General features: G+C 43.4%; 17 protein-coding genes and 4 tRNA genes. 19 read left to right on the forward strand and 2 right to left on the reverse strand.

What is annotated here, in order from left to right:
* Positions 1-72: 72 nt before the first annotated feature.
* From csrA to NEJAP_RS03365, 9 genes are all read left to right on the forward strand, one after another.
* Complete coding sequence (gene csrA / locus NEJAP_RS03325; RefSeq protein WP_201349289.1) at positions 73-273, forward strand: carbon storage regulator CsrA; 201 nt, start codon at positions 73-75, stop codon at positions 271-273.
* A gap of 62 nt (positions 274-335) precedes the next feature.
* Positions 336-425 (forward strand) — tRNA-Ser (locus NEJAP_RS03330).
* A gap of 3 nt (positions 426-428) precedes the next feature.
* A tRNA-Arg gene (locus tag NEJAP_RS03335) sits at positions 429-505 on the forward strand.
* A gap of 63 nt (positions 506-568) precedes the next feature.
* Positions 569-645 (forward strand) — tRNA-Arg (locus tag NEJAP_RS03340).
* A 55-nt stretch (positions 646-700) separates the two neighbouring features.
* Positions 701-777, forward strand: a tRNA-Arg gene (locus NEJAP_RS03345).
* Positions 778-835: 58 nt separating this feature from the next.
* Positions 836-2,293, forward strand: coding sequence for a tRNA uracil 4-sulfurtransferase ThiI (thiI, locus tag NEJAP_RS03350; RefSeq protein ID WP_201349290.1), 1,458 nt, complete (start codon positions 836-838; stop codon positions 2,291-2,293).
* Between the two features lie 259 nt (positions 2,294-2,552).
* Positions 2,553-2,792: an OadG family protein gene (locus NEJAP_RS03355; protein ID WP_201349291.1), complete on the forward strand. Its 240-nt coding sequence runs from the start codon at positions 2,553-2,555 to the stop codon at positions 2,790-2,792.
* 61 nt (positions 2,793-2,853) lie between these two features.
* Complete coding sequence (gene oadA / locus NEJAP_RS03360) at positions 2,854-4,632, forward strand: sodium-extruding oxaloacetate decarboxylase subunit alpha (RefSeq protein ID WP_201349292.1); 1,779 nt, start codon at positions 2,854-2,856, stop codon at positions 4,630-4,632.
* Between the two features lie 12 nt (positions 4,633-4,644).
* On the forward strand, positions 4,645-5,946 hold the full coding sequence (locus NEJAP_RS03365) for a sodium ion-translocating decarboxylase subunit beta (protein ID WP_201349293.1): 1,302 nt from the start codon (positions 4,645-4,647) through the stop codon (positions 5,944-5,946).
* 70 nt (positions 5,947-6,016) lie between these two features.
* On the opposite strand, the gene NEJAP_RS03370 is transcribed toward NEJAP_RS03365, so the two are convergent.
* A complete protein-coding gene (locus NEJAP_RS03370) occupies positions 6,017-6,940 on the reverse strand; it encodes a histone deacetylase family protein (RefSeq protein ID WP_201349294.1) in 924 nt (307 codons plus the stop codon).
* Positions 6,941-7,230: 290 nt separating this feature from the next.
* Between NEJAP_RS03370 and NEJAP_RS03375 the strand changes: the two genes are divergently transcribed.
* Positions 7,231-8,838, forward strand: a complete 1,608-nt coding sequence (locus NEJAP_RS03375) for a response regulator (RefSeq protein WP_201349295.1) — start codon at positions 7,231-7,233, stop codon at positions 8,836-8,838.
* 43 nt (positions 8,839-8,881) lie between these two features.
* Here the strand turns inward: NEJAP_RS03375 and NEJAP_RS03380 are convergent, their stop codons facing one another.
* Positions 8,882-10,603 (reverse strand): sigma-54-dependent Fis family transcriptional regulator, encoded by a 1,722-nt coding sequence (locus NEJAP_RS03380; RefSeq protein WP_201349296.1) that lies wholly within the window; start codon positions 10,601-10,603, stop codon positions 8,882-8,884.
* A 392-nt stretch (positions 10,604-10,995) separates the two neighbouring features.
* On the opposite strand from NEJAP_RS03380, the gene NEJAP_RS03385 reads away from it, so the two are divergent.
* The 9 genes from NEJAP_RS03385 (at position 10,996) to NEJAP_RS03425 (ending at position 18,830) form a co-directional block, all read left to right on the forward strand.
* Positions 10,996-11,301 (forward strand): phenol hydroxylase subunit, encoded by a 306-nt coding sequence (locus NEJAP_RS03385; protein ID WP_201349297.1) that lies wholly within the window; start codon positions 10,996-10,998, stop codon positions 11,299-11,301.
* 27 nt (positions 11,302-11,328) lie between these two features.
* On the forward strand, positions 11,329-12,312 hold the full coding sequence (locus tag NEJAP_RS03390; protein ID WP_201349298.1) for an aromatic/alkene monooxygenase hydroxylase subunit beta: 984 nt from the start codon (positions 11,329-11,331) through the stop codon (positions 12,310-12,312).
* 11 nt (positions 12,313-12,323) lie between these two features.
* On the forward strand, positions 12,324-12,590 hold the full coding sequence (locus NEJAP_RS03395) for an MmoB/DmpM family protein (protein WP_201349299.1): 267 nt from the start codon (positions 12,324-12,326) through the stop codon (positions 12,588-12,590).
* Between the two features lie 21 nt (positions 12,591-12,611).
* Entirely contained in the window at positions 12,612-14,114 is a 1,503-nt protein-coding gene (locus NEJAP_RS03400) for an aromatic/alkene/methane monooxygenase hydroxylase/oxygenase subunit alpha (protein WP_201349300.1), read from the forward strand.
* Between the two features lie 59 nt (positions 14,115-14,173).
* Entirely contained in the window at positions 14,174-14,536 is a 363-nt protein-coding gene (locus tag NEJAP_RS03405) for a phenol hydroxylase subunit P4 (protein WP_201349301.1), read from the forward strand.
* Between the two features lie 12 nt (positions 14,537-14,548).
* On the forward strand, positions 14,549-15,610 hold the full coding sequence (locus tag NEJAP_RS03410; RefSeq protein WP_201349302.1) for an NADH:ubiquinone reductase (Na(+)-transporting) subunit F: 1,062 nt from the start codon (positions 14,549-14,551) through the stop codon (positions 15,608-15,610).
* Between the two features lie 334 nt (positions 15,611-15,944).
* Positions 15,945-16,271 (forward strand): 2Fe-2S iron-sulfur cluster-binding protein, encoded by a 327-nt coding sequence (locus tag NEJAP_RS03415; protein WP_201349303.1) that lies wholly within the window; start codon positions 15,945-15,947, stop codon positions 16,269-16,271.
* A gap of 77 nt (positions 16,272-16,348) precedes the next feature.
* Positions 16,349-17,272 (forward strand): catechol 2,3-dioxygenase, encoded by a 924-nt coding sequence (locus tag NEJAP_RS03420; protein ID WP_201349304.1) that lies wholly within the window; start codon positions 16,349-16,351, stop codon positions 17,270-17,272.
* Positions 17,273-17,369: 97 nt separating this feature from the next.
* Positions 17,370-18,830, forward strand: coding sequence for a 2-hydroxymuconic semialdehyde dehydrogenase (locus NEJAP_RS03425; RefSeq protein ID WP_201349305.1), 1,461 nt, complete (start codon positions 17,370-17,372; stop codon positions 18,828-18,830).
* The last annotated feature ends 107 nt before the right edge of the window (positions 18,831-18,937 follow it).

The raw sequence follows: 18,937 nt of genomic DNA on the forward strand, positions 1-18,937 counted from the left end.
AGTGACTAGGTCAGGTAATAATCATTACCTGATCGGGTTTTGTGGTACTAAGGGACGATTGGGAGATCCGAAATGCTAATTTTAACTCGCCGTGTAGGTGAAACCTTAATGGTAGGTGACGAAGTCACCGTGACTGTACTAGGTGTAAAGGGTAATCAGGTACGCATTGGGGTTAATGCGCCTAAAGACGTAGCAGTACATCGTGAAGAGATTTACGACCGTATTCAGCGTGAAAAAGACGGTGAAACCGACAGTACTGAAACACAAGATTAAATTTTTTAGAATAAATGCTTTTCTTTTTAAAATCAGTCTTGTATAGTACGCCGCGTTGACCAGGTGAGATGGCCGAGTGGCTGAAGGCGCGCCCCTGCTAAGGGCGTATAGGGGAAACTCTATCGAGGGTTCGAATCCCTCTCTCACCGCCATTTGCGCCCGTAGCTCAGCTGGATAGAGTACTTGGCTACGAACCAGGCGGTCGCACGTTCGAATCGTGCCGGGCGCACCAGTCAACAGTGTGAATCGATTTAACAATCGATAGTGTAAAAGTTATACCTAGTAAGTGTTAAGCGCGCCCGTAGCTCAGCTGGATAGAGTACTTGGCTACGAACCAGGCGGTCGCACGTTCGAATCGTGCCGGGCGCACCACTTAACGAAACTAGTAGTATGATCAGTAACACAATATGCCTCAAAAAGTGTAAGCGCGCCCGTAGCTCAGCTGGATAGAGTACTTGGCTACGAACCAGGCGGTCAGAGGTTCGAATCCTCTCGGGCGCACCACTTCCTCTCCTTGTATTATCATTCAGTTCAATCCCTTAATTTAAGAAAGCTCTTTGATATGAAATTCATCGTCAAATTATTCCCAGAAATTACTATTAAAAGCCGTCCAGTGCGTAAGCGCTTTATTCAGCGATTGCAAAATAATTTACAAATACAGTTAAAGCGTATCGTAGATGAAATAACTGTCAGTGGCTTTTGGGATAAAATTGAGGTTGTTCTACCTGAAGAGTCGATAAACTCTTATGAAGCAGTTTGTGACGTTATGCAGCGCACCCCTGGTGTGCAGTTCTTCATTCAGGTGACTGAATTCCCGCTAGGTGATTTCCAGGATGTTTTTGAAAAAACGTTGCCTCTGTACATTGAGCGTATTAAAGGCAAAACATTTAAAGTACGTGTAAAGCGTAGTGGTAAGCATGAATTTACCTCTGTTGATCTGGAGAGGTACGTTGGTGGTGGTTTGTTACAGCACTGTGAGTCGGCTGGTGTCGATGTGCACAAGCCTGATGTATATGTTGATATGGAAGTGCGTGATCAGCGTTTATATATTGTTGAGAAGCAGTTACAGGGCTTAGGTGGTTACCCGTTAGGCTCTCAAGAGGCTGTCCTGTCTTTGATCTCTGGTGGTTTTGATTCTGTAGTAGCGTCTTACATGACCATGCGTCGTGGTTCTAAAACACATTTTTTGTTTTTTAATCTTGGTGGTAAAGCCCACGAAATAGGTGTTCAGCAAGTCGCACTTCATTTATGGCAGCGTTATGGTTCATCTGCACGTGTAAAGTTTATCTCAGTACCTTTTGATGAGGTGGTTGGTGATATTTTGCAAAATGTACATCATTCGCATATGGGCGTTGTGCTGAAAAGACAGATGATGAGAGCTGCTGAGCAAGTGGCTGATTTCATGAAAATTGATGCGATTGTTACTGGCGAAAGTATTGCTCAAGTTTCCAGTCAGACAATTCCTAATTTAACAGTGATTGATCAGGCCACAAGCAAGCTAGTTATCCGCCCGCTAATTACGATGGATAAACAAGAAATTGTAGATAAAACAAAAGCGCTAGGCTGCTTTGATATTGTTAAAATGATTCCGGAGTATTGTGGTGTTATTTCCGATAGACCAACTACTCAAGCGAAAATGACAAAAGTCTTAGAAGAAGAAGCCTGTTTGGATATGGATGTTTTGAATAAGGCTGTTGTGGATTGTAAGGTTATAGCGATCGATCAAATTATAGAAAATCTTGATGTTCAAAGTGACATTGAGGCAATGAGTAAAGTTTCTGAAAATCAAGTGATTGTTGATGTACGTGCACCAAATGAGCAAGAACGTAAGCCGTTAAATATGCCAGGGTGTGAAATTATCCTTGTTCCTTTTTACGAACTTGAAGCGGCAGTAGTGACGTGGTCTGAGAATAAAGAGTATCTCTTGTATTGTGACAAAGGTGTTATGAGTCGTTTACATGCACAAAATTTGCAAGAAAAAGGCTTTAATCATGTAAAAATATTTCGTCCGTTAGTCTAATCGATAGGCTGGTTGATGCGCTATTTTAATATATCTTATTGATTTTTATAGTTAATAATATTGTCGACAATCCATAGTTGTATCGACGAAAATAAATCTAAAACACAGAGGTAAAGTTGCTACAACGTGCCTTTTGAGGTTTAATTGCCTCTGTCATAAATTTCTTTTATTACGCGCTATATTCAATTTTACGAAGATACGCGTTGCTATTAGGGGTTTATACATACTTTTCTTATTATTAAATTAGGAGCAGCCACAGATGGATAATCTGTTATCAGAAGGCCTTACACTGATGGTCTTTGGTATGGGCTTTGTTTTTACGTTCCTGACGCTGTTAGTTGGTGTAACAACTCTCATGTCAAAGCTGGTCGTTAAATATGAACCAGCACCGCAACCTAAAGCAGCCCCTTCAAGATCAGCTTCACCTGCAGTTGCGCAGGGTGGAAGTGATGAGCTTGTCGCTGTAATTACAGCTGCGGTACATAAATATCGTTCATAAGAAACGATAAATAACACTATAAATTATTCGTGCACTATTATCGACAGAAGGCCTTTTACCCATGTCCGATGCAAAGAAACCGCTAGGTATTACTGATGTAGTTTTACGTGACGCTCATCAGTCTCTCTTCGCTACGCGTATGCGTATTGATGATATGTTACCGATCGCAGAGAAGCTTGATAAAATTGGTTACTGGTCCCTAGAAAGCTGGGGCGGAGCTACTTTTGACTCTTGTATCCGTTTTATCGGAGAAGATCCATGGGATCGTATTCGTGAACTAAAAGCGGCTATGCCAAATACCCCTCAGCAGATGTTATTACGTGGTCAAAACCTACTGGGTTACCGCCATTATGCTGATGATGTGGTACATAAATTTGTAGAACGTGCGGCTACTAATGGTGTAGACGTATTCCGTATCTTTGATGCGATGAATGACCCACGTAACCTTGAAACTGCGATCAAAGCAGTGAAGGAAACGGGCAAGCATGCACAAGGTACTCTATCGTTTACAACCAGCCCTGTTCATACGACTGATATGTGGGTTGAATACGCTAAAACGTTAGAAGATATGGGCGCAGACTCAATCGCTATTAAGGATATGTCAGGAATACTGACGCCTTACGCTGCATTTGATCTTGTTTCTCGTCTTAAAGCGCAAACTGATTTAGAAGTGCAGCTTCATGCACATGCGACTTCAGGTCTGTCGGATATGACGATTCTGAAAGCGGTAGAAGCAGGGATTGACCGTGTTGATACAGCTATATCTTCAATGTCGATGACATATGGTCATAGCTCGACTGAGTCTGTAGTAGCTGCATTGGCAGGTACTGATCGTGATACCGGTCTGAACTTAGAAGCCTTGGAAGACGTAGCAGCCTACTTTAGAGAAGTACGTAAGAAATATGCTAAATTTGAAGGTTCTTTACGCGGTACAGATTCACGTATTCTGATTGCTCAAGTACCTGGTGGCATGTTGACAAACATGGAAGGCCAGCTAAAAGAGCAAGGCGCTTCAGATAAGTTTGATGAAGTACTCGCTGAAATACCTCGTATTCGTAAAGACTTGGGTTATATCCCACTGGTTACGCCTACTTCTCAAATTGTTGGTACACAGGCTGTTATCAATGTTTTGATGGGTGAGCGATACAAAACTATATCTAAAGAAGTTCAGGGTATCCTTAAAGGTGAGTATGGCGCAGCTCCTGCACCATATAACGCTGAACTTCAGTCACGTGTGTTGGATGGGGCAGAAGAATTAACTTGTCGCCCTGCTGATATGCTTGAATCAGAAGTTGAAAAACTGACAACCGAACTGCGCGCTGTGGCTAATGAAAAAGGCCTCACTCTGGCTGGCGCAGATAAAGAAATTGATGATGTATTAACCTATGCATTATTCCCGCAGATCGGTTTGAAATTCCTGGAAAATCGCGGCAACCCTGACGCGTTTGAACCTGCCCCTACATTAGAGGATGCTATGGCTATGGCTGCACCTAAAAATACTGGACCACAAGTTTATACTATTACTGTCAATGGTCAGAATTATGTTGTTCAAGTGGCTGAAGGAGGAGATGTTTCTTCAATTACTCCTGCTGCTCCTGTTGCTGCCGCGGCGCCAGCTGCTACTTCGGGTGATCCTGTATCAGCACCTTTGGCTGGTAATATCTGGAAAGTTCAGGTAACTCCTGGACAGGCACTTCAAGAAGGTGATGTGATCGTAATCCTCGAAGCAATGAAAATGGAAACTGAAGTACGTGCTGCAAGAGCTGGTACAGTTGTTTCTGTTGACGTTAAAGAGGGTGATGCAGTTCAGGTGGGTGATACCCTTATCACTTTAGCGTAAGGGGTCTATCGAATGGATAAGCTTCTCGACCTGTGGCTAGCCTCAGGTATTTATAATATTTCGGTAGGGCAATTTGCAATGATCGTTGTCGGTCTATTGCTGCTTTACTTGGCGATTCGTAAAAACTTTGAGCCTCTATTGCTTGTTCCAATAGGTTTTGGTGGCATTCTGGCAAATATTCCAGAAGCAGGGTTGGCATTTTCTGCAGTAGAAAATGCGGTACATTTTGCTACCCCTGAGTTGTTATCGGGCCTTGCAGGTATTCTAGGTATTGCGAGTGTTGATCCGCATGATGTTTTACATGCATATCATACCTCTAGTGCTAGTGTGCATGCGGCGGCGACACTGTTTGCAAACGATAATAGCTTCAATAACGGCATGCTGTATAACTTTTATACAGTAGCGATCGCTTCAGGTGCAGCACCTTTGATTATTTTCATGGGTGTGGGCGCAATGACGGACTTCGGCCCCTTGTTAGCGAATCCTAAAACCTTGTTTTTAGGCGCCGCTGCACAGTTTGGTATTTTTGCTACTGTACTGGGTGCTGTGACTCTGACGAGCATGGGATTAATGGACTTCAGCATTCAAGATGCTGCTGCTATTGGTATCATTGGTGGGGCTGATGGTCCTACGGCGATCTATGTGGCGAGCTTGTTGTCTCCTCAATTGCTGGGTGCAATTGCAGTAGCTGCATATTCGTACATGGCGCTTGTTCCTTTGATCCAACCGCCTATTATGCGTGCTTTAACAACGGAAGCTGAGCGTAAGATCCAAATGGTGCAGCTGCGCCATATCTCGAAGTTAGAGAAAATCTTATTCCCATTGTCGCTGCTAATATTGGTAGCTATGTTGCTGCCAGATGCTGCGCCTCTGTTGGGTATGTTCTGTTTCGGTAACCTAATGCGTGAATGTGGTGTTGTTGATCGCTTAAGTGATACTGCACAAAATGCATTGATCAATATTGTTACTATCTTCTTGGGGCTTTCAGTTGGATCTAAACTTTCCGCTGATAAATTCCTGGATATAGAGACATTAGGTATCTTAGTACTAGGTATTGTTGCTTTTGGTATCGGTACTGCGATGGGTATCTTAATGGCTAAGTTTATGAACAAACTGGCAGGTGGTAACTCTATCAATCCATTGATTGGATCTGCTGGTGTATCTGCTGTACCTATGGCAGCTCGTGTTTCGAACAAGTTGGGCCTTGAGGCTAACTCTCAAAACTTCTTGTTGATGCACGCTATGGGGCCAAACGTTGCAGGTGTAATCGGTTCTGCGGTTGCTGCAGGCGTTATGATTAAGTTTGTTGGCTAATAGTTTCAAAGTAAATAAAAAGGCCGCTCATTGAGCGGCCTTTTTTGTTTCTAAGTGTGTACGATAAATATTAATAACCCGCCAGTGTTTCCACATGAGCTTCAACACTAAATGCTAGTGCTACAGGGTTGTAGCCACCTTCTAATACAGACACTAAACGACCTTGAGAATATACGCGGGCTACGTCCATGAGGAGTTTGGTTACCCAGCGATAATCGTCCTCATTTAAGTTTATGTCTGCCATGGGGTCTTCGTGATGAGCATCGAAGCCTGCTGAGATAAAAATCATATCAGGTTTGTGGTTTTGTAATGCAGGCAGCCAGTGCTTCTCAACTATATTTCTAAAAAATGCGCTATCGCTGTGAGCAGGCATTGGGCAGTTAACGATGTTTGGTCGTTGAATATCACAATATCTCTCAGGATAGTAAGGGTGCTGAAAAGTCGAGCAAACTAGCACTTCGGGCTTATCTTTAAATATATCAACCGTACCGTTGCAATGGTGTACATCAAAATCGACAACAGCCACACGGTTAACTTGTGGATGCTGCAATGCTTGCATTGCACCTATAGCCACGTTGTTGAAAAAGCAAAACCCCATCGGTGTATTATGCTCAGCATGGTGCCCTGGCGGCCTTACCGCACAAAAAGCATTATCAGTTTTACCTGCAAGCACTCGGTTAGTGGCAAGGATTGTTGAGCCAGCGGCTAAGCTTGCTGCATGTAAAGAATCAGGACATAAGGCTGTATCTTCATCTGCATAAACGATGCCTTCTTCAGGCAGTTTCATTTCTAAGCGTTTTTGATGGAGTGAGGCGTGTGCCATTGCTATCTGTTCAGGAGTAACATGAATAGATTGCATAGTTTCTAATTGCTGAATTAACCCCGTCCTTTCAAGGACCTTGCGTATTGCTAATAGTCTAATTGGGCTTTCTGGATGTTCAGGTCCCATATTATGAAGACCACAATCGTCATGGGTAATAAAAGTAGTTGTCATATTCCCTTCAACTCTCATTCTTTTTTATCAGTGTACTGGAAAACAGCATTATGGACTGCTTAGCCGAAGGTCTAAATATGCGTGTAGTCGACTTTTTCTTGATTTAGGTCATGGGTCTTAAGTACGTGTAAAGATAAGATGTTAACCACAGCATAGAACTGTATTAGACACCGCGTGTTCACCCTCGCCGGTGTTTTTTTTGAGTAAACTACTGACTCCTTCCCCCCGCCATCAATGGCTCCTATACTATGACCTGAAAACTTTATTCTTGCAGAAGGATTGCTGATTTAGTGCACCCGCCGAAGATTGACTACTCTAGTAAGCGTGTCCTGTTGATCGAAAGCAGTGGAAACATGCGTTCGACAATTGTTTACATGTTAAGGCAGTTAGGAATTGCCAATATCCAGGCGGTAACTATTAATAGTCACGTATTGGAACTGATCAAAGATGGAGCCTTTGATATTATCCTATTAGGGCATAATGGAAGTGACCCGCTAACGGGTTTGCAATTACTTGAAGAGTCTCGCTTTCTTGGTTATATAAAACCTGAGGCTTGCTGGATGTTTATGACAGGAGATTCCTCGCAAGAAGTCATATTACATGCTATTGATAATCAGCCTGATGCGTTGTTAACCAAACCCTTTTCAATGGACGAGCTTAAATCAAGATTAGATTCAGTGATATTTCGTAAGGATGCGTTACGCGAAGTGGATGCGCTTGTGGAGCGCGGTCAGCTAGATATGGCGGTTAAAGCTTGTGATCAAATTGAGTTATCTGGAAGTGATTATGATTACGTACAGATGACGAAAGGAAAGTTGCTGCTACAACTAAATCGTTTTGAAGAAGCCGAACGTTTTTTTAAGCAGCGCTTTACGCATCATAAAGAAAAAGAGAGTGGCTTATGTCTTGCACAAGCCTGTATGGGGCAAGGTAAATACTCTATTGCAAAACCTCTGCTCATTAAGCTTGTCGCGAAGTTTCCGCTTTTTTTATCTGCTTATGATTTACTCGCTAAATTGTATGAGCATGAGGGTGAACTAATTCCCGTGCAAGATACATTAAAAGATGCTACTCAAAAATCCCCACTAAGTCTGTTAAGGCAAATGGAACTTGGCAGGGTTGCAGTTTATACAAAAACATTAGAGTTGGCTGAAGGAGCATACCGGAAGTCTATCTCATTAGGACGAGATAGTTGTTATAGCTCCCCTGAGCCCTTCTTACGTTTAGCTAACATTCGTCGATTAGAAATGGCAGAGCTTCCTGAAAGTGAGCAAGTAGGCCTTCAGGGGCAATTTGATGAATTGCTAAATACTGCAAGTTACCAGTACCCCAAAGATAAAGCCCTTAAGGTTAAGGCTGCGCTCTTACGCAGTCAGTTAAGTAGTGATATGGGCAATGAGGATGATGCAAACCGCTACATGGGTGAGGCATCTAAGCTTGCAGGGCAGCTTGATCAATCGCTAGATTTGCAAAGAGAGTTGTTGGATATAATAGGCGACCGTTTACCTATTCTCGAGGAGCGACCCGCTCCAGAGAAGGATAAGCCTAAGGGGCATACGCATGACCCAGAAATGAGTATTCGAGTGAATCGCTTAGGTGTTAAGCATTACCTTGCAGACAAGGTTCCTCAGGCAATTCGTTACTTTGGTTTAGCCATTGAAAATGATCCCAAAAACTCACGGGCATTGCTTAACTTAGCGCAGTTATTTCTAGAATCTGCAAAACAAGAATCCACCCGTCGAGAAGAGCGCCTTAAAATGGTGACACGGTATCTACGTTTGGCAGAGCGCATGACATTGAATGAATTGGAAACTAAAAAACTCATCTTGCTTAAGGCTTGCAGTAAAGTGTCTTTAGAGAAGCTTCCTGAAGGGAGTTTAGGTGTCTTGCTTAAATAGTAGAAAGGTCACTTTAAAAAATAAAATGACTTTTACTGATAGTTTAACTTTCCAGTTTTTTTAATCGGTAGGCGAGTTGCGGGCGAGTTATTCCTAGTAAACGTGCCGCTTTTGAAATATTTCCTTGGGATTGCTCCATCGCCTCTAATAACAGAGCCGACTCAAACTCATCAAGATTTACACTATTATTTAATAGCTCTTTACAGATGCTCTTGTAAGAGTTGCTTTTGGAGTTATCCGTCTCGCTATTCGTTATTTGAGGTGATGCATCTAGAGCACGTTTACTCATGATATTAAGTGGATGGCTGGGCTCTGATAATGAGGGGAAAAATGAATCTAAGCCAATAGTGTGATTGTTTTCACTGAGGATTACACCGCGTTCTATCATATTTTCCAATTCACGAATATTGCCCGGCCACTTGTATTCCATCAATGCTTGCATAGCCATATCTGAAACACCCAGCGTTCTCTTGTTGTAGAAGTTATGATACTTCTCTAAAAAGTGATTGATCAGTAACGGGATATCTTCACCGCGTTCACGCAGGGGAGGGATGTGTACTGGATAAATATTAAGACGATAGTAAAGGTCTTCACGAAACACACCATCTTGTACTGCTTTTTCTAAATTGATGTTGGCCGCAGCAACTACTCTCACATCAATAAAGCGGGTACGGTTATCACCCACTCTTTCTAGCTCGCTTTCTTGTAGAACTCTAAGCAAAGAGGCTTGCGCGCGAGCTGAAAGATCAACAACTTCATCAAGAAAAAGAGTGCCTCCGTTCGCACGTTCAAAGCGCCCTTCGCGAGATTGTGTAGCACCAGTAAAGGCGCCTTTCTCTACACCAAATAGTTCGGCCTCGATAAGGTCTGGTGAAATACAGGCACAATTAACCGCTATAAAAGGTTTATCGGAGCGATCCGAACTTTGATGGAGTCCGCGGGCAAATATTTCTTTACCTACGCCGGTTTCACCCTGCAGTAATACAGTGACTTTGCTAGTTGATGCTTTGTGAATTAGTTGGCAGGCATTTCGAAAAGTTGATGATTGACCCACTGAGTTGAGTAATGAATCTCCCTCTTTTTCGCTGTTGCCAAAGTTAGCACGAAGCTCACTTAGTTGGCTTTGTAATGAAAATAGTTCTTCGGCGATAGGGTCAGGGAGCAGCATGCTTTCAAGCTCAACAGAGTCTTCCCACTCTTCAACAGGCTTTCCAATGATATGGCAATGATCCGCACCAGCACCTTTGCACATTGACTCCTTAAAGATGATTTGGCGCCCCATATAGTAAGTAGTATATCCACTGGCATATCCGATCAGTGTCCAGCAAATAGGGTCCTCTGAAATACCGCATTCCTGGAGGTGGATTTCTGCTTCATAAGAGTCGAACCAGTCGAATTCTCCGTCAAACGTGCCGCTATCTAGATCGAAATCAAGAGAAGTAGGTTTGACATTCACCATGCCTTTTATGATGTGTAATTGCGGCCCCATGTAGAAAGACTGCTTTTTTGACAAATCCGGTCTTATCTTGCTAACAAGCTCAGCATCTTTCCAACCAGAGTGGTAGCCAAACCGCATTAAAAAACCTCGTGCTCTTTGAACACCTAAGGTCTCAATAAGTTCTTTTCGTAGTAAGCCCATCACGCTTGCGTGAATCAATAACATCCTTTGCTCATTAAACCAGATTTTTCCGTTTTCATGATCAAAGTGAAGTTGTGACAGGAGATCCTCACTGCCGGGAAACTGAAGTTCAGGTTGTTTAGACATTATTATTTTTATACCAACTTAGACTGTATGGAAATTATTATGGAGTATTTTCTTGATGATTGTCGAATGGTTTTTAATCAAGTCATAAGCTCTCGGTCTTGCTAATTCGATTTGACCGCGTGTTTTAATTTTTCTCTTTCTAGGCGTTGTGAGTGATCAAATGATCAAATGAGCAAGGTGGTTTTTTAATCATTTGCTGAGATGAGTAAATATTGATGAACTCATATCTGGCGTTGACTTACTTCAGTTGTTTTTTATTATTTTATTTTATTTTCTTTATTAAACAAATAGTTATATTTATTGGTTCTTTTAAATAAGGTTGTTATTAAATTATGGCACAACGGTTGCTCTAGGTTCTAGTGAGATGATTAATGCCACAGGGGCTATTCGTAATGAGCAAATCAATACTTGTGACTAATAACAAAAAAATTGGCTCTTCGTTTGAACAATTAGAGAAGTATGTACGTGTGCACAGCAACCCTGATGTTCCTTTTGTCGAATTCGACTTTGCTATTGGTGCTCCAGAATTGTTCGTTGAACTTGTATTGCCACGGCTTGCGTTTGAGGCTTTTTGTAAGAGTAATTCAGTCGTTCATATGAGCAATGAGCAGATCGCCATTGTAGATGCCGAAAGTAAAAAGTGGCGTTACGGCGAAGATACGCTCATGGCAAGTAATCATGCTCAATCTCCTTCATAACAGTAACTATCAGCTGGGAAAAGTTCGATGACCATTGAAATCAAAACTTCGATGCTGGAGCCGGTTCGTCATACCTTTGCGCATATAGAGCGCCGTTTCGGTGACAAACCAGCCACTCGCTATCAGGAAGCTACGTATGACGTTCAATCAGAAACTAACTTCCATTATCGTCCTTTGTGGCAACCTGACTTAGAGCTCAACGATCCGCGTCGTACCGATATTCAGATGAATGATTGGTATGCCTTCAAGGATCCACGCCAATTTTACTATGGCTCGTACGTGCAGCAACGCGCAAAAATGCAAGAGGCTGCTGAAAACAATTATGCTTTTTTTGAAAAGCGTAATCTTGCAGACCACCTTAGCGAAGAGTTACGTGCCAGTCTAATTCGTTTTTTAGTGCCGTTTCGCCATGTTGAGCATACCGCCAACTTAAACAATGTTTATGGTGCTGCTTATGGATATGGAACCGCGATTACTCAGGCGCTGATGTTTGATGGTATGGACCGTCTTGGGATGGCTCAGTACCTATCTCGTATAGGTTTGATTCTAGATGGCAATAGTGGTGATTCGCTTGTAGAGGCTAAAACACAATGGATGTCTGCTGATATTTGGCAAGGTGTTCGTGCTATTTGTGAAGAGATGTTGGTGACTAAAGACTGGTTTGAATTACTGATCGCTCAGGACTTTGTCATCGATAATTTGGTTGCCAATCTTGTGTATGAGCAGTGGGATGAAAAACTAGCTGAAAATGGTGGGCAGGATGTAGCGATGTTGACTGAGTTTATGCGGGTTTGGCATAAGGATACCGCTCGCTGGGTTGACGCTGTGATTAAAGTGGCCGCGGTAGAATCCGACGAAAATCAGCTATTAATTTCTGGCTGGGTTACTAAGTGGCGCGGTAAGGCTGCCGAAGCATTTGCACCTCTTTGTAATGAAATGCTGAGTGAAAAAGCATTGACTGATGCGCTTTCGGTTATGGATAAACGATTGGCTAAGGCCGGTATTAAGTAAGGGGTTTCTACATGTCAAAAGTCTATATAGCACTACAAGATAATGATGTATCACGCTACATCGTGGAAGCTATTGAAGAGGATAATCCAGACGTAACGGTTATCCATATGCCGGCCATGATTCGCATTGAAAATGAAGACTCTTTAGTGGTTAAGCGTGAAACGGTGGAAGAAAAACTAGGGCGTGAGTGGGATGTTCAGGAGCTTCATTTGAACCTAATTACGCTGGGTGGAAATGTTGACGAAGAAGATGATCAACTGAGCCTTACCTGGAACTAATAATAAAAAAGGTACTTCGACATGGCTGCTAAAAAGCTCAATTTAAAAGATAAATATCGTTTGCTGACGCGCGATTTGGATTGGGAGTTCTCCTACCAAGATCGTAAAGAAGCGTTTCCTTACGAAGAGTTCGAGGGAATAAAAATTACTGACTGGTCAAAATGGGAAGACCCATTTCGTTTGACTATGGATAGTTATTGGAAATATCAAGCTGAGAAAGAGAAGAAACTGTACGCGATATTGGATGCTTTTTCACAAAATAACGGACAAACCAATATTTCAGATCCGCGATATGTCAATGCACTCAAAATATTCCTGACAGGGGTGTCGCCGCTTGAATATCAAGCATACCAAGGGTTTGCGCAGACAGGGCGTGAATTTGGCGGTGTTGGTGCACGTGTTGCTTGTCAGATGCAATCCATTGATGAGTTACGTCACGTCCAGACTCAGATTCATGCAATGAGTCATTACAATAAGTTTTTTGATGGATTTCAGGAGTTCAGCCATCAGCATGACCGCATTTGGTATCTGTCAGTACCTAAATCGTTCTTTAACGATGCGCGCGCAGCGGGGCCTTTTGAGTTCATGGTTGCCATCGGATTCTCATTTGAATATGTCTTAACTAACCTATTGTTTGTGCCCTTTATGTCAGGTGCTGCTTACAACGGGGATATGGCAACAGTGACTTTCGGTTTTTCTGCGCAGTCCGATGAAGCTCGCCACATGACACTTGGGCTGGAGGTCATCAAGTTCTTGCTTGAGCAGCATGAAGATAATGTGCCGATTGTACAAAAATGGATTGATAAATGGTTCTGGCGCGGCACGCGACTGCTCACTATTGTTGCCATGATGATGGATTACATGCTGCCAAATAAAGTGATGAGTTGGAAGGAAGCATGGGAGGTCTATTTCGAGGAGGCGGGTGGCGCACTGTTTAAAGACTTAGCGCGTTACGGTATCCGCATGCCTAAGTACGCTGAAACTATCGAAAAAGAAAAAGAGCATATCTCGCATCAGGCGTGGTGGACTTTTTACACGCATGGTCATGCTACCGGTTTCCATACCTGGATACCTTCAGATGAAGAACTGGATTGGTTGAGCGAAAAGTATCCAGATACCTTCGATAAGTACTACCGTCCTCGTTGGGAAATGGCCAAAGAAATGGAAGCTAAAGGTGAACGTTTTTATACCAAAGCCTTGCCGCAGTTGTGCACTGTTTGTCAAATCCCAATGCTGTTTACTGAGATGGATGATCCAACTCAGACATGTTATCGCAGCTCAGACTATGAAGAAAATAAGTACCACTTTTGTTCAGACGGTTGTAAAGACATCTTTGATGATGAACCGGAAAAATATGTGCAGTCGTGGTTGCCTGTACATCAAATTTTTCAGGGTAACTGCGGTGGTCCTGATGTAGAGGATATTTTACGTGATTACTATCGTATCAATGTGGGTGCCGACAACATGGATATGAAAGGCTCGCCAGATGAGTTGCGCTGGAAAGAGTGGAAAGGTACAGCCTAATAACAGAATAAAAACCAACAGAGACCGCTGATGTGGTCTCAGCATGGGGATAAAAGAATATGCCAGTACATGCAATTACGCCGAATTATAGCGGCGAGGTCAAAGATCGAATTGAGAATTTTAATGGTAACCAAGTTGTTTATGTGGGTTGGGACAAGCATTTAATGTTTTGTGCGCCGTTTGCATTTCCTTTACCGCCTGATATGCCATTTCGTGTTTTATTTGAAAGCGTTATGCCAGATCCTTTCTGTGTACATCCAGAATGGGAAAAAATTGACTGGAGCAACGTGAGTTGGTTGTTAGACGGTAAGCCGTTCACGCCACAACTTGATATTGCATTACAAGATCAGGGGATCGGGCATAAGTCGGTAGTACGCTTTCAGACGCCTGAACTTCTGGGTTTTCAGAATTCTGGAGTATAAGGGGAGGCCATTATGACTTATGAAGTAACGGTTGAACCGACGGGTGATGTTATTGAGGTTGAGGAGGGGCAGACCATTCTTGATGCGGCATTACGTCAAGGAGTTTGGTTGCCATTTGCTTGCGGGCATGGAACTTGCGCTACTTGCAAAGTAATGGTGTTAGAGGGGGATTCAGATTTAGGTAACGCATCACCTTTTGCGTTGATGGATGTAGAGCGTGAAGAAGGCAAAATACTTGCCTGTTGCGCTATGCCTGAGTCAGACATGGTCATAGAAGCTGATATTGACGTCGACCCAGATTTTCAGGGAAACCCGGTATACGACATGATTGGTACGGTCACTGAAATACGTGACTTGTCTCCTACAATTAAAGGCATTCACTTTAAGCTTGATAGAGTGATGGAATTTCAAGCGGGGCAATATATTAACCTACGTATTCCGGGTGTCGAAGGCTCTCGTGCATTTTCTATCGCCAATAAACCGGGTGACAATAAGGTGCTGGAGCTGCATGTACGTCATGTGCAGGGGGGCGCCGGTACCACATGGCTACATGAAAATCTGGAGCTGGGTGATACGCTTGATGTATCTGGGCCCTATGGTCAATTTTTTGTACGTAAGTCTGACCAGCAAGGCGCAATATTTATTGCGGGTGGTTCTGGCCTTTCTAGTCCGCAATCAATGATTCTGGATATGCTCGAAGAGGGTGACTCGCGTCAGATATATTTGTTTCAGGGCGCTCGCAATGTGGGAGAGCTTTACAACAGGGAGATTTTTGAAGCGCTTGACCAGCAGCATGAAAACTTTCATTACATACCAGCGCTTAATGCACCTTTGGCTGAAGATAATTGGCAAGGGTTTAATGGTTATGTGCATGAGGCAGCCAAATCTTTCTTTGATAATCGCTTTTCTGGCCACAAGGCTTATTTATGTGGTCCCCCGCCTATGATTGATGCTGCGATCACGACATTGATGCAAGGGCGTTTGTTTGAACGTGATATCCATATGGAGCGTTTCTTTACTGCAGCAGATGGTAGTGAGGAGCAAACTAGGTCGGCATTGTTTAAACGTATTTAATGTACAAAATAAATCATACCTAAAGTCAGCCATCGTGCTGGCTTTTTTATTACTGTCGCTTAGAACACGGCTTAATCAATTCATTAATTACAGAGATAAAAAAGTGATGATTTGATCACTACTTATTTATACAAGTAAAGTTTTTATGTGTGGAGCTAGCGCAGGTTAATTAATCATATTTATAAAATATTTATTATTAATCAATAAGTTATTTTTTTATATGAGAAGAGGGATGTCAACAGCCTCATGCATGGCACACCGGTTGCAATGAATACCTTATTAAAGAAAACCACTTAGCGAAATAATAAATACAGTTATTAGCTACAAGGGATTTATGACAGACAGCAAGCTGATGGCGAAGAGGTACCAGGTTGAGGTTATTAATCACCAGCGGAGCTTTACTGCGCTAGAGGGGTGTTCCTTGCTGATGTCGATGGAGCGTAGCGGTACACAGGCTATAAAAGTGGGGTGTCGTGGTGGTGGTTGCGGTATGTGCAAAATTCGTGTGATCAAAGGCCGCTATATCAGTAAACGCATGAGTCGTGCGCATGTGAGCGAGTCTGACGAACAGCGAGGTCTTGTACTGGCGTGTCGCGTTTTTCCACAAGAAGACCTGACAATTGAATCAGACCTGATCGTGGATAGCATATCTGAAAAATAATAAGAACCTCGTTGGCGAGGCCTAATCTCGCCAGCGTGAATGGGTTAAATACAATAATAAATAAGAGGAACTCTCTGATGAAAAAAGGAGTTATGCGTCCCGGGCATATCCAGTTACGGGTGCTAGATATAGAAGAAGCGTTGAAACATTATCGTGACCTTATTGGCTTGATTGAGGTGCATCGTGATGCTCAGGGCCGTGTCTACCTTAAGGGTTGGACTGAAGTTGATAAGTTTTCAGTGGTGCTTCGTGAAGCAGATCAGCCCGGTATGGATTTTGTTAGCTACAAATGTGTGAGTGAGGCTGTTGTTGATCAACTGCGTGATGAGCTAGCTGCCTTTGGTTGCAATGTGGAAGATATTCCGGCCGATGAGCTGGATGGTTGTGGCCGTCGAGTACGATTTGATTCTCCGACAGGGCATATGTTTGAGATTTTCGCTACAAAAGAGCAAACCGGTAAATGGGGTGTATCTGCCGTTAACCCTGAAGCCTGGCCTCGTGAACTGACAGGTATGAAGGCGACACGTTTTGATCATTGCCTATTGTATGGAGATGACCTAGAAGGATCATTAAAGCTGTTTTGCGATGTTCTAGGGTTTGATATCGCTGAACAGGTTCTGGATGAGAATGGAGAACGTATAGCGCAGTTCTTGACGGCTTCTCTTAAAGCCCATGATGTTGCTTTTATTAAGCACCCTGAGAAAGGTAAGTTCCATCATGCATCTTTCTATCTGAATACATGGGAGGAGGTGTTGCGTGCCGCAGATCTTATCTCGATGACAGATACATCTTTGGATATTGGGCCAACACGTCACGGGTTAACACACGGCCAAACTATCTACTTTTTTGACCCATCGGGCAACCGTTCTGAAGTGTTCTGCGGTGGTGATTATCACTATCCAGATCACCCGCCAGTGACATGGACTGCTGACCACCTCGGCAAAGCAATTTTCTATCACACACGTGAACTTAATGAACGTTTCTTGACGGCATTAACCTGATTAGCGCACCTAATCTGACGGTAATTGATCCCCTTCATTATCGTCAGATGGGTGCTGGCTAAGTAAAGGCTAATGAGGAAGGCAATGAGATAACTATATGAAAGAATTTAAGCATTTTATTAATGGCGAGTTCACCGGATCCGCCAGTGGAAAAACCTTCGAAAACCGTAATCCCGTTGATAATAGCTTATTAGGATTGGTTCATGAAGCGGGCAAAACAGAAGTGGCAGCTGCTGTTGCTGCTGCGAAAAAAGCGATGCATGGGCCTTGGGCTAAGTTAACGCAAGCGGCTCGAATCGATATGTTGAACCGAGTGGCAGATCGCATTAACGAGCGTTTTGAAGAGTTCCTAGATGCAGAGTGTAAAGACACGGGCAAGCCGCGCAAAGTCGCATCACATATCGATATTCCTCGTGGTGCTGCAAATTTCAAAGCTTTTTCCGAAACCTTAGCCAACCATCCGACTGAGTCATTCAAGCTGGATACACCGGATGGCCAAGGCGCGCTCAACTATGGTCATCGTAAGCCTAAAGGTGTGGTAGCGGTTATCAGTCCTTGGAATTTACCGCTACTGCTGATGACTTTTAAAGTTGGGCCGGCACTTGCGTGCGGTAATACGGTAGTCATCAAACCTTCAGAAGAAACTCCGGCCACAGCAACCTTGTTGGGTGAAGTGATGAATGAGTGTGGCGTTCCTGCCGGGGTGTATAACGTTGTTCATGGTTTTGGTGGCGATTCAGCAGGTGCATTCTTAACAGCTCATCCTGATGTTGATGCGATCACCTTTACCGGCGAAACACGTACAGGTGAAGTCATCATGCGAGCGGCCTCCGTTGGGCTACGTAATATTTCGATGGAGTGTGGTGGTAAAAACCCGGGAATCGTTTTTTCGGATTGCGATATGGAAAAAGCGATTGAAGGGACCATGCGCTCTGCTTTTGTGAATTGTGGTCAAGTGTGTTTAGGCACTGAGAGAGTCTATGTTGAACGGCCAATTTATGAGGTGTTTGTGCAGCGACTTAAAGAAGGTGTTGCCAAATTGAAGTTAGGGCGACCTGAAGATCCCGAGGTCGATTTTGGCCCTCTGGTTAGTCTTGAGCATAAAGAGAAAGTGCTCTCTTACTACAACTTAGCAGTTGAAGAGGGTGCAACCGTGGTCATTGGTGGTGGTGTTCCTGACATGGGAACTGAACTGAACAATGGGGCTTGGGTTGAGCCTACTATCTGGACTGACCTTGCTGACGATGCTCGTGTGATTAATGAAGAGATATTTGGTCCTTGTTGCCATATTCGCCCGTTTGATACAGAAGCCGAAGTGATCGCCTTAGCTAATGATACAACTTATGGCTTGGCGGCAACTGTGTGGACAGAAAATACCTCACGTGCCACACGTGTTGCAGAAGCTATGGATGTTGGGTTGGTGTGGGTTAATAGCTGGTTCTTGCGTGATCTACGTACTGCGTTTGGCGGCGCTAAGCAGTCAGGTATTGGGCGTGAAGGTGGTGTGCATGGGTTGGAGTTTTATACCGAGCTTAAAAATATCTGTATCAAACTTTAAACGGTGCTTATTAGCGTTGTTTTTTACAGCGTATTAAACCGATGACGGGCTTGTATTGGCCCATGAACTTAAACGAGCTAATCCGCTTAAATAAGCCAACTAGCTTG

It is taken from the genome of Neptunomonas japonica JAMM 1380, from assembly GCF_016592555.1.
GTDB classification, from domain to species: domain Bacteria; phylum Pseudomonadota; class Gammaproteobacteria; order Pseudomonadales; family Balneatricaceae; genus Neptunomonas; species Neptunomonas japonica_A.

Coding starts and splice junctions, on each gene's coding strand:
- NEJAP_RS03405 (WP_201349301.1), top strand. CDS start 14,174: ATGCCAGTACATGCAATTACGCCGAATTATAGCGGCGAGGTCAAAGAT.
- thiI (WP_201349290.1), top strand. CDS start 836: ATGAAATTCATCGTCAAATTATTCCCAGAAATTACTATTAAAAGCCGT.
- oadA (WP_201349292.1), top strand. CDS start 2,854: ATGTCCGATGCAAAGAAACCGCTAGGTATTACTGATGTAGTTTTACGT.
- NEJAP_RS03385 (WP_201349297.1), top strand. CDS start 10,996: ATGAGCAAATCAATACTTGTGACTAATAACAAAAAAATTGGCTCTTCG.
- NEJAP_RS03395 (WP_201349299.1), top strand. CDS start 12,324: ATGTCAAAAGTCTATATAGCACTACAAGATAATGATGTATCACGCTAC.
- NEJAP_RS03370 (WP_201349294.1), bottom strand. CDS start 6,940: ATGACAACTACTTTTATTACCCATGACGATTGTGGTCTTCATAATATG.
- NEJAP_RS03425 (WP_201349305.1), top strand. CDS start 17,370: ATGAAAGAATTTAAGCATTTTATTAATGGCGAGTTCACCGGATCCGCC.
- NEJAP_RS03380 (WP_201349296.1), bottom strand. CDS start 10,603: ATGTCTAAACAACCTGAACTTCAGTTTCCCGGCAGTGAGGATCTCCTG.
- csrA (WP_201349289.1), top strand. CDS start 73: ATGCTAATTTTAACTCGCCGTGTAGGTGAAACCTTAATGGTAGGTGAC.
- NEJAP_RS03390 (WP_201349298.1), top strand. CDS start 11,329: ATGACCATTGAAATCAAAACTTCGATGCTGGAGCCGGTTCGTCATACC.
- NEJAP_RS03400 (WP_201349300.1), top strand. CDS start 12,612: ATGGCTGCTAAAAAGCTCAATTTAAAAGATAAATATCGTTTGCTGACG.
- NEJAP_RS03365 (WP_201349293.1), top strand. CDS start 4,645: ATGGATAAGCTTCTCGACCTGTGGCTAGCCTCAGGTATTTATAATATT.
- NEJAP_RS03415 (WP_201349303.1), top strand. CDS start 15,945: ATGACAGACAGCAAGCTGATGGCGAAGAGGTACCAGGTTGAGGTTATT.
- NEJAP_RS03410 (WP_201349302.1), top strand. CDS start 14,549: ATGACTTATGAAGTAACGGTTGAACCGACGGGTGATGTTATTGAGGTT.
- NEJAP_RS03355 (WP_201349291.1), top strand. CDS start 2,553: ATGGATAATCTGTTATCAGAAGGCCTTACACTGATGGTCTTTGGTATG.
- NEJAP_RS03420 (WP_201349304.1), top strand. CDS start 16,349: ATGAAAAAAGGAGTTATGCGTCCCGGGCATATCCAGTTACGGGTGCTA.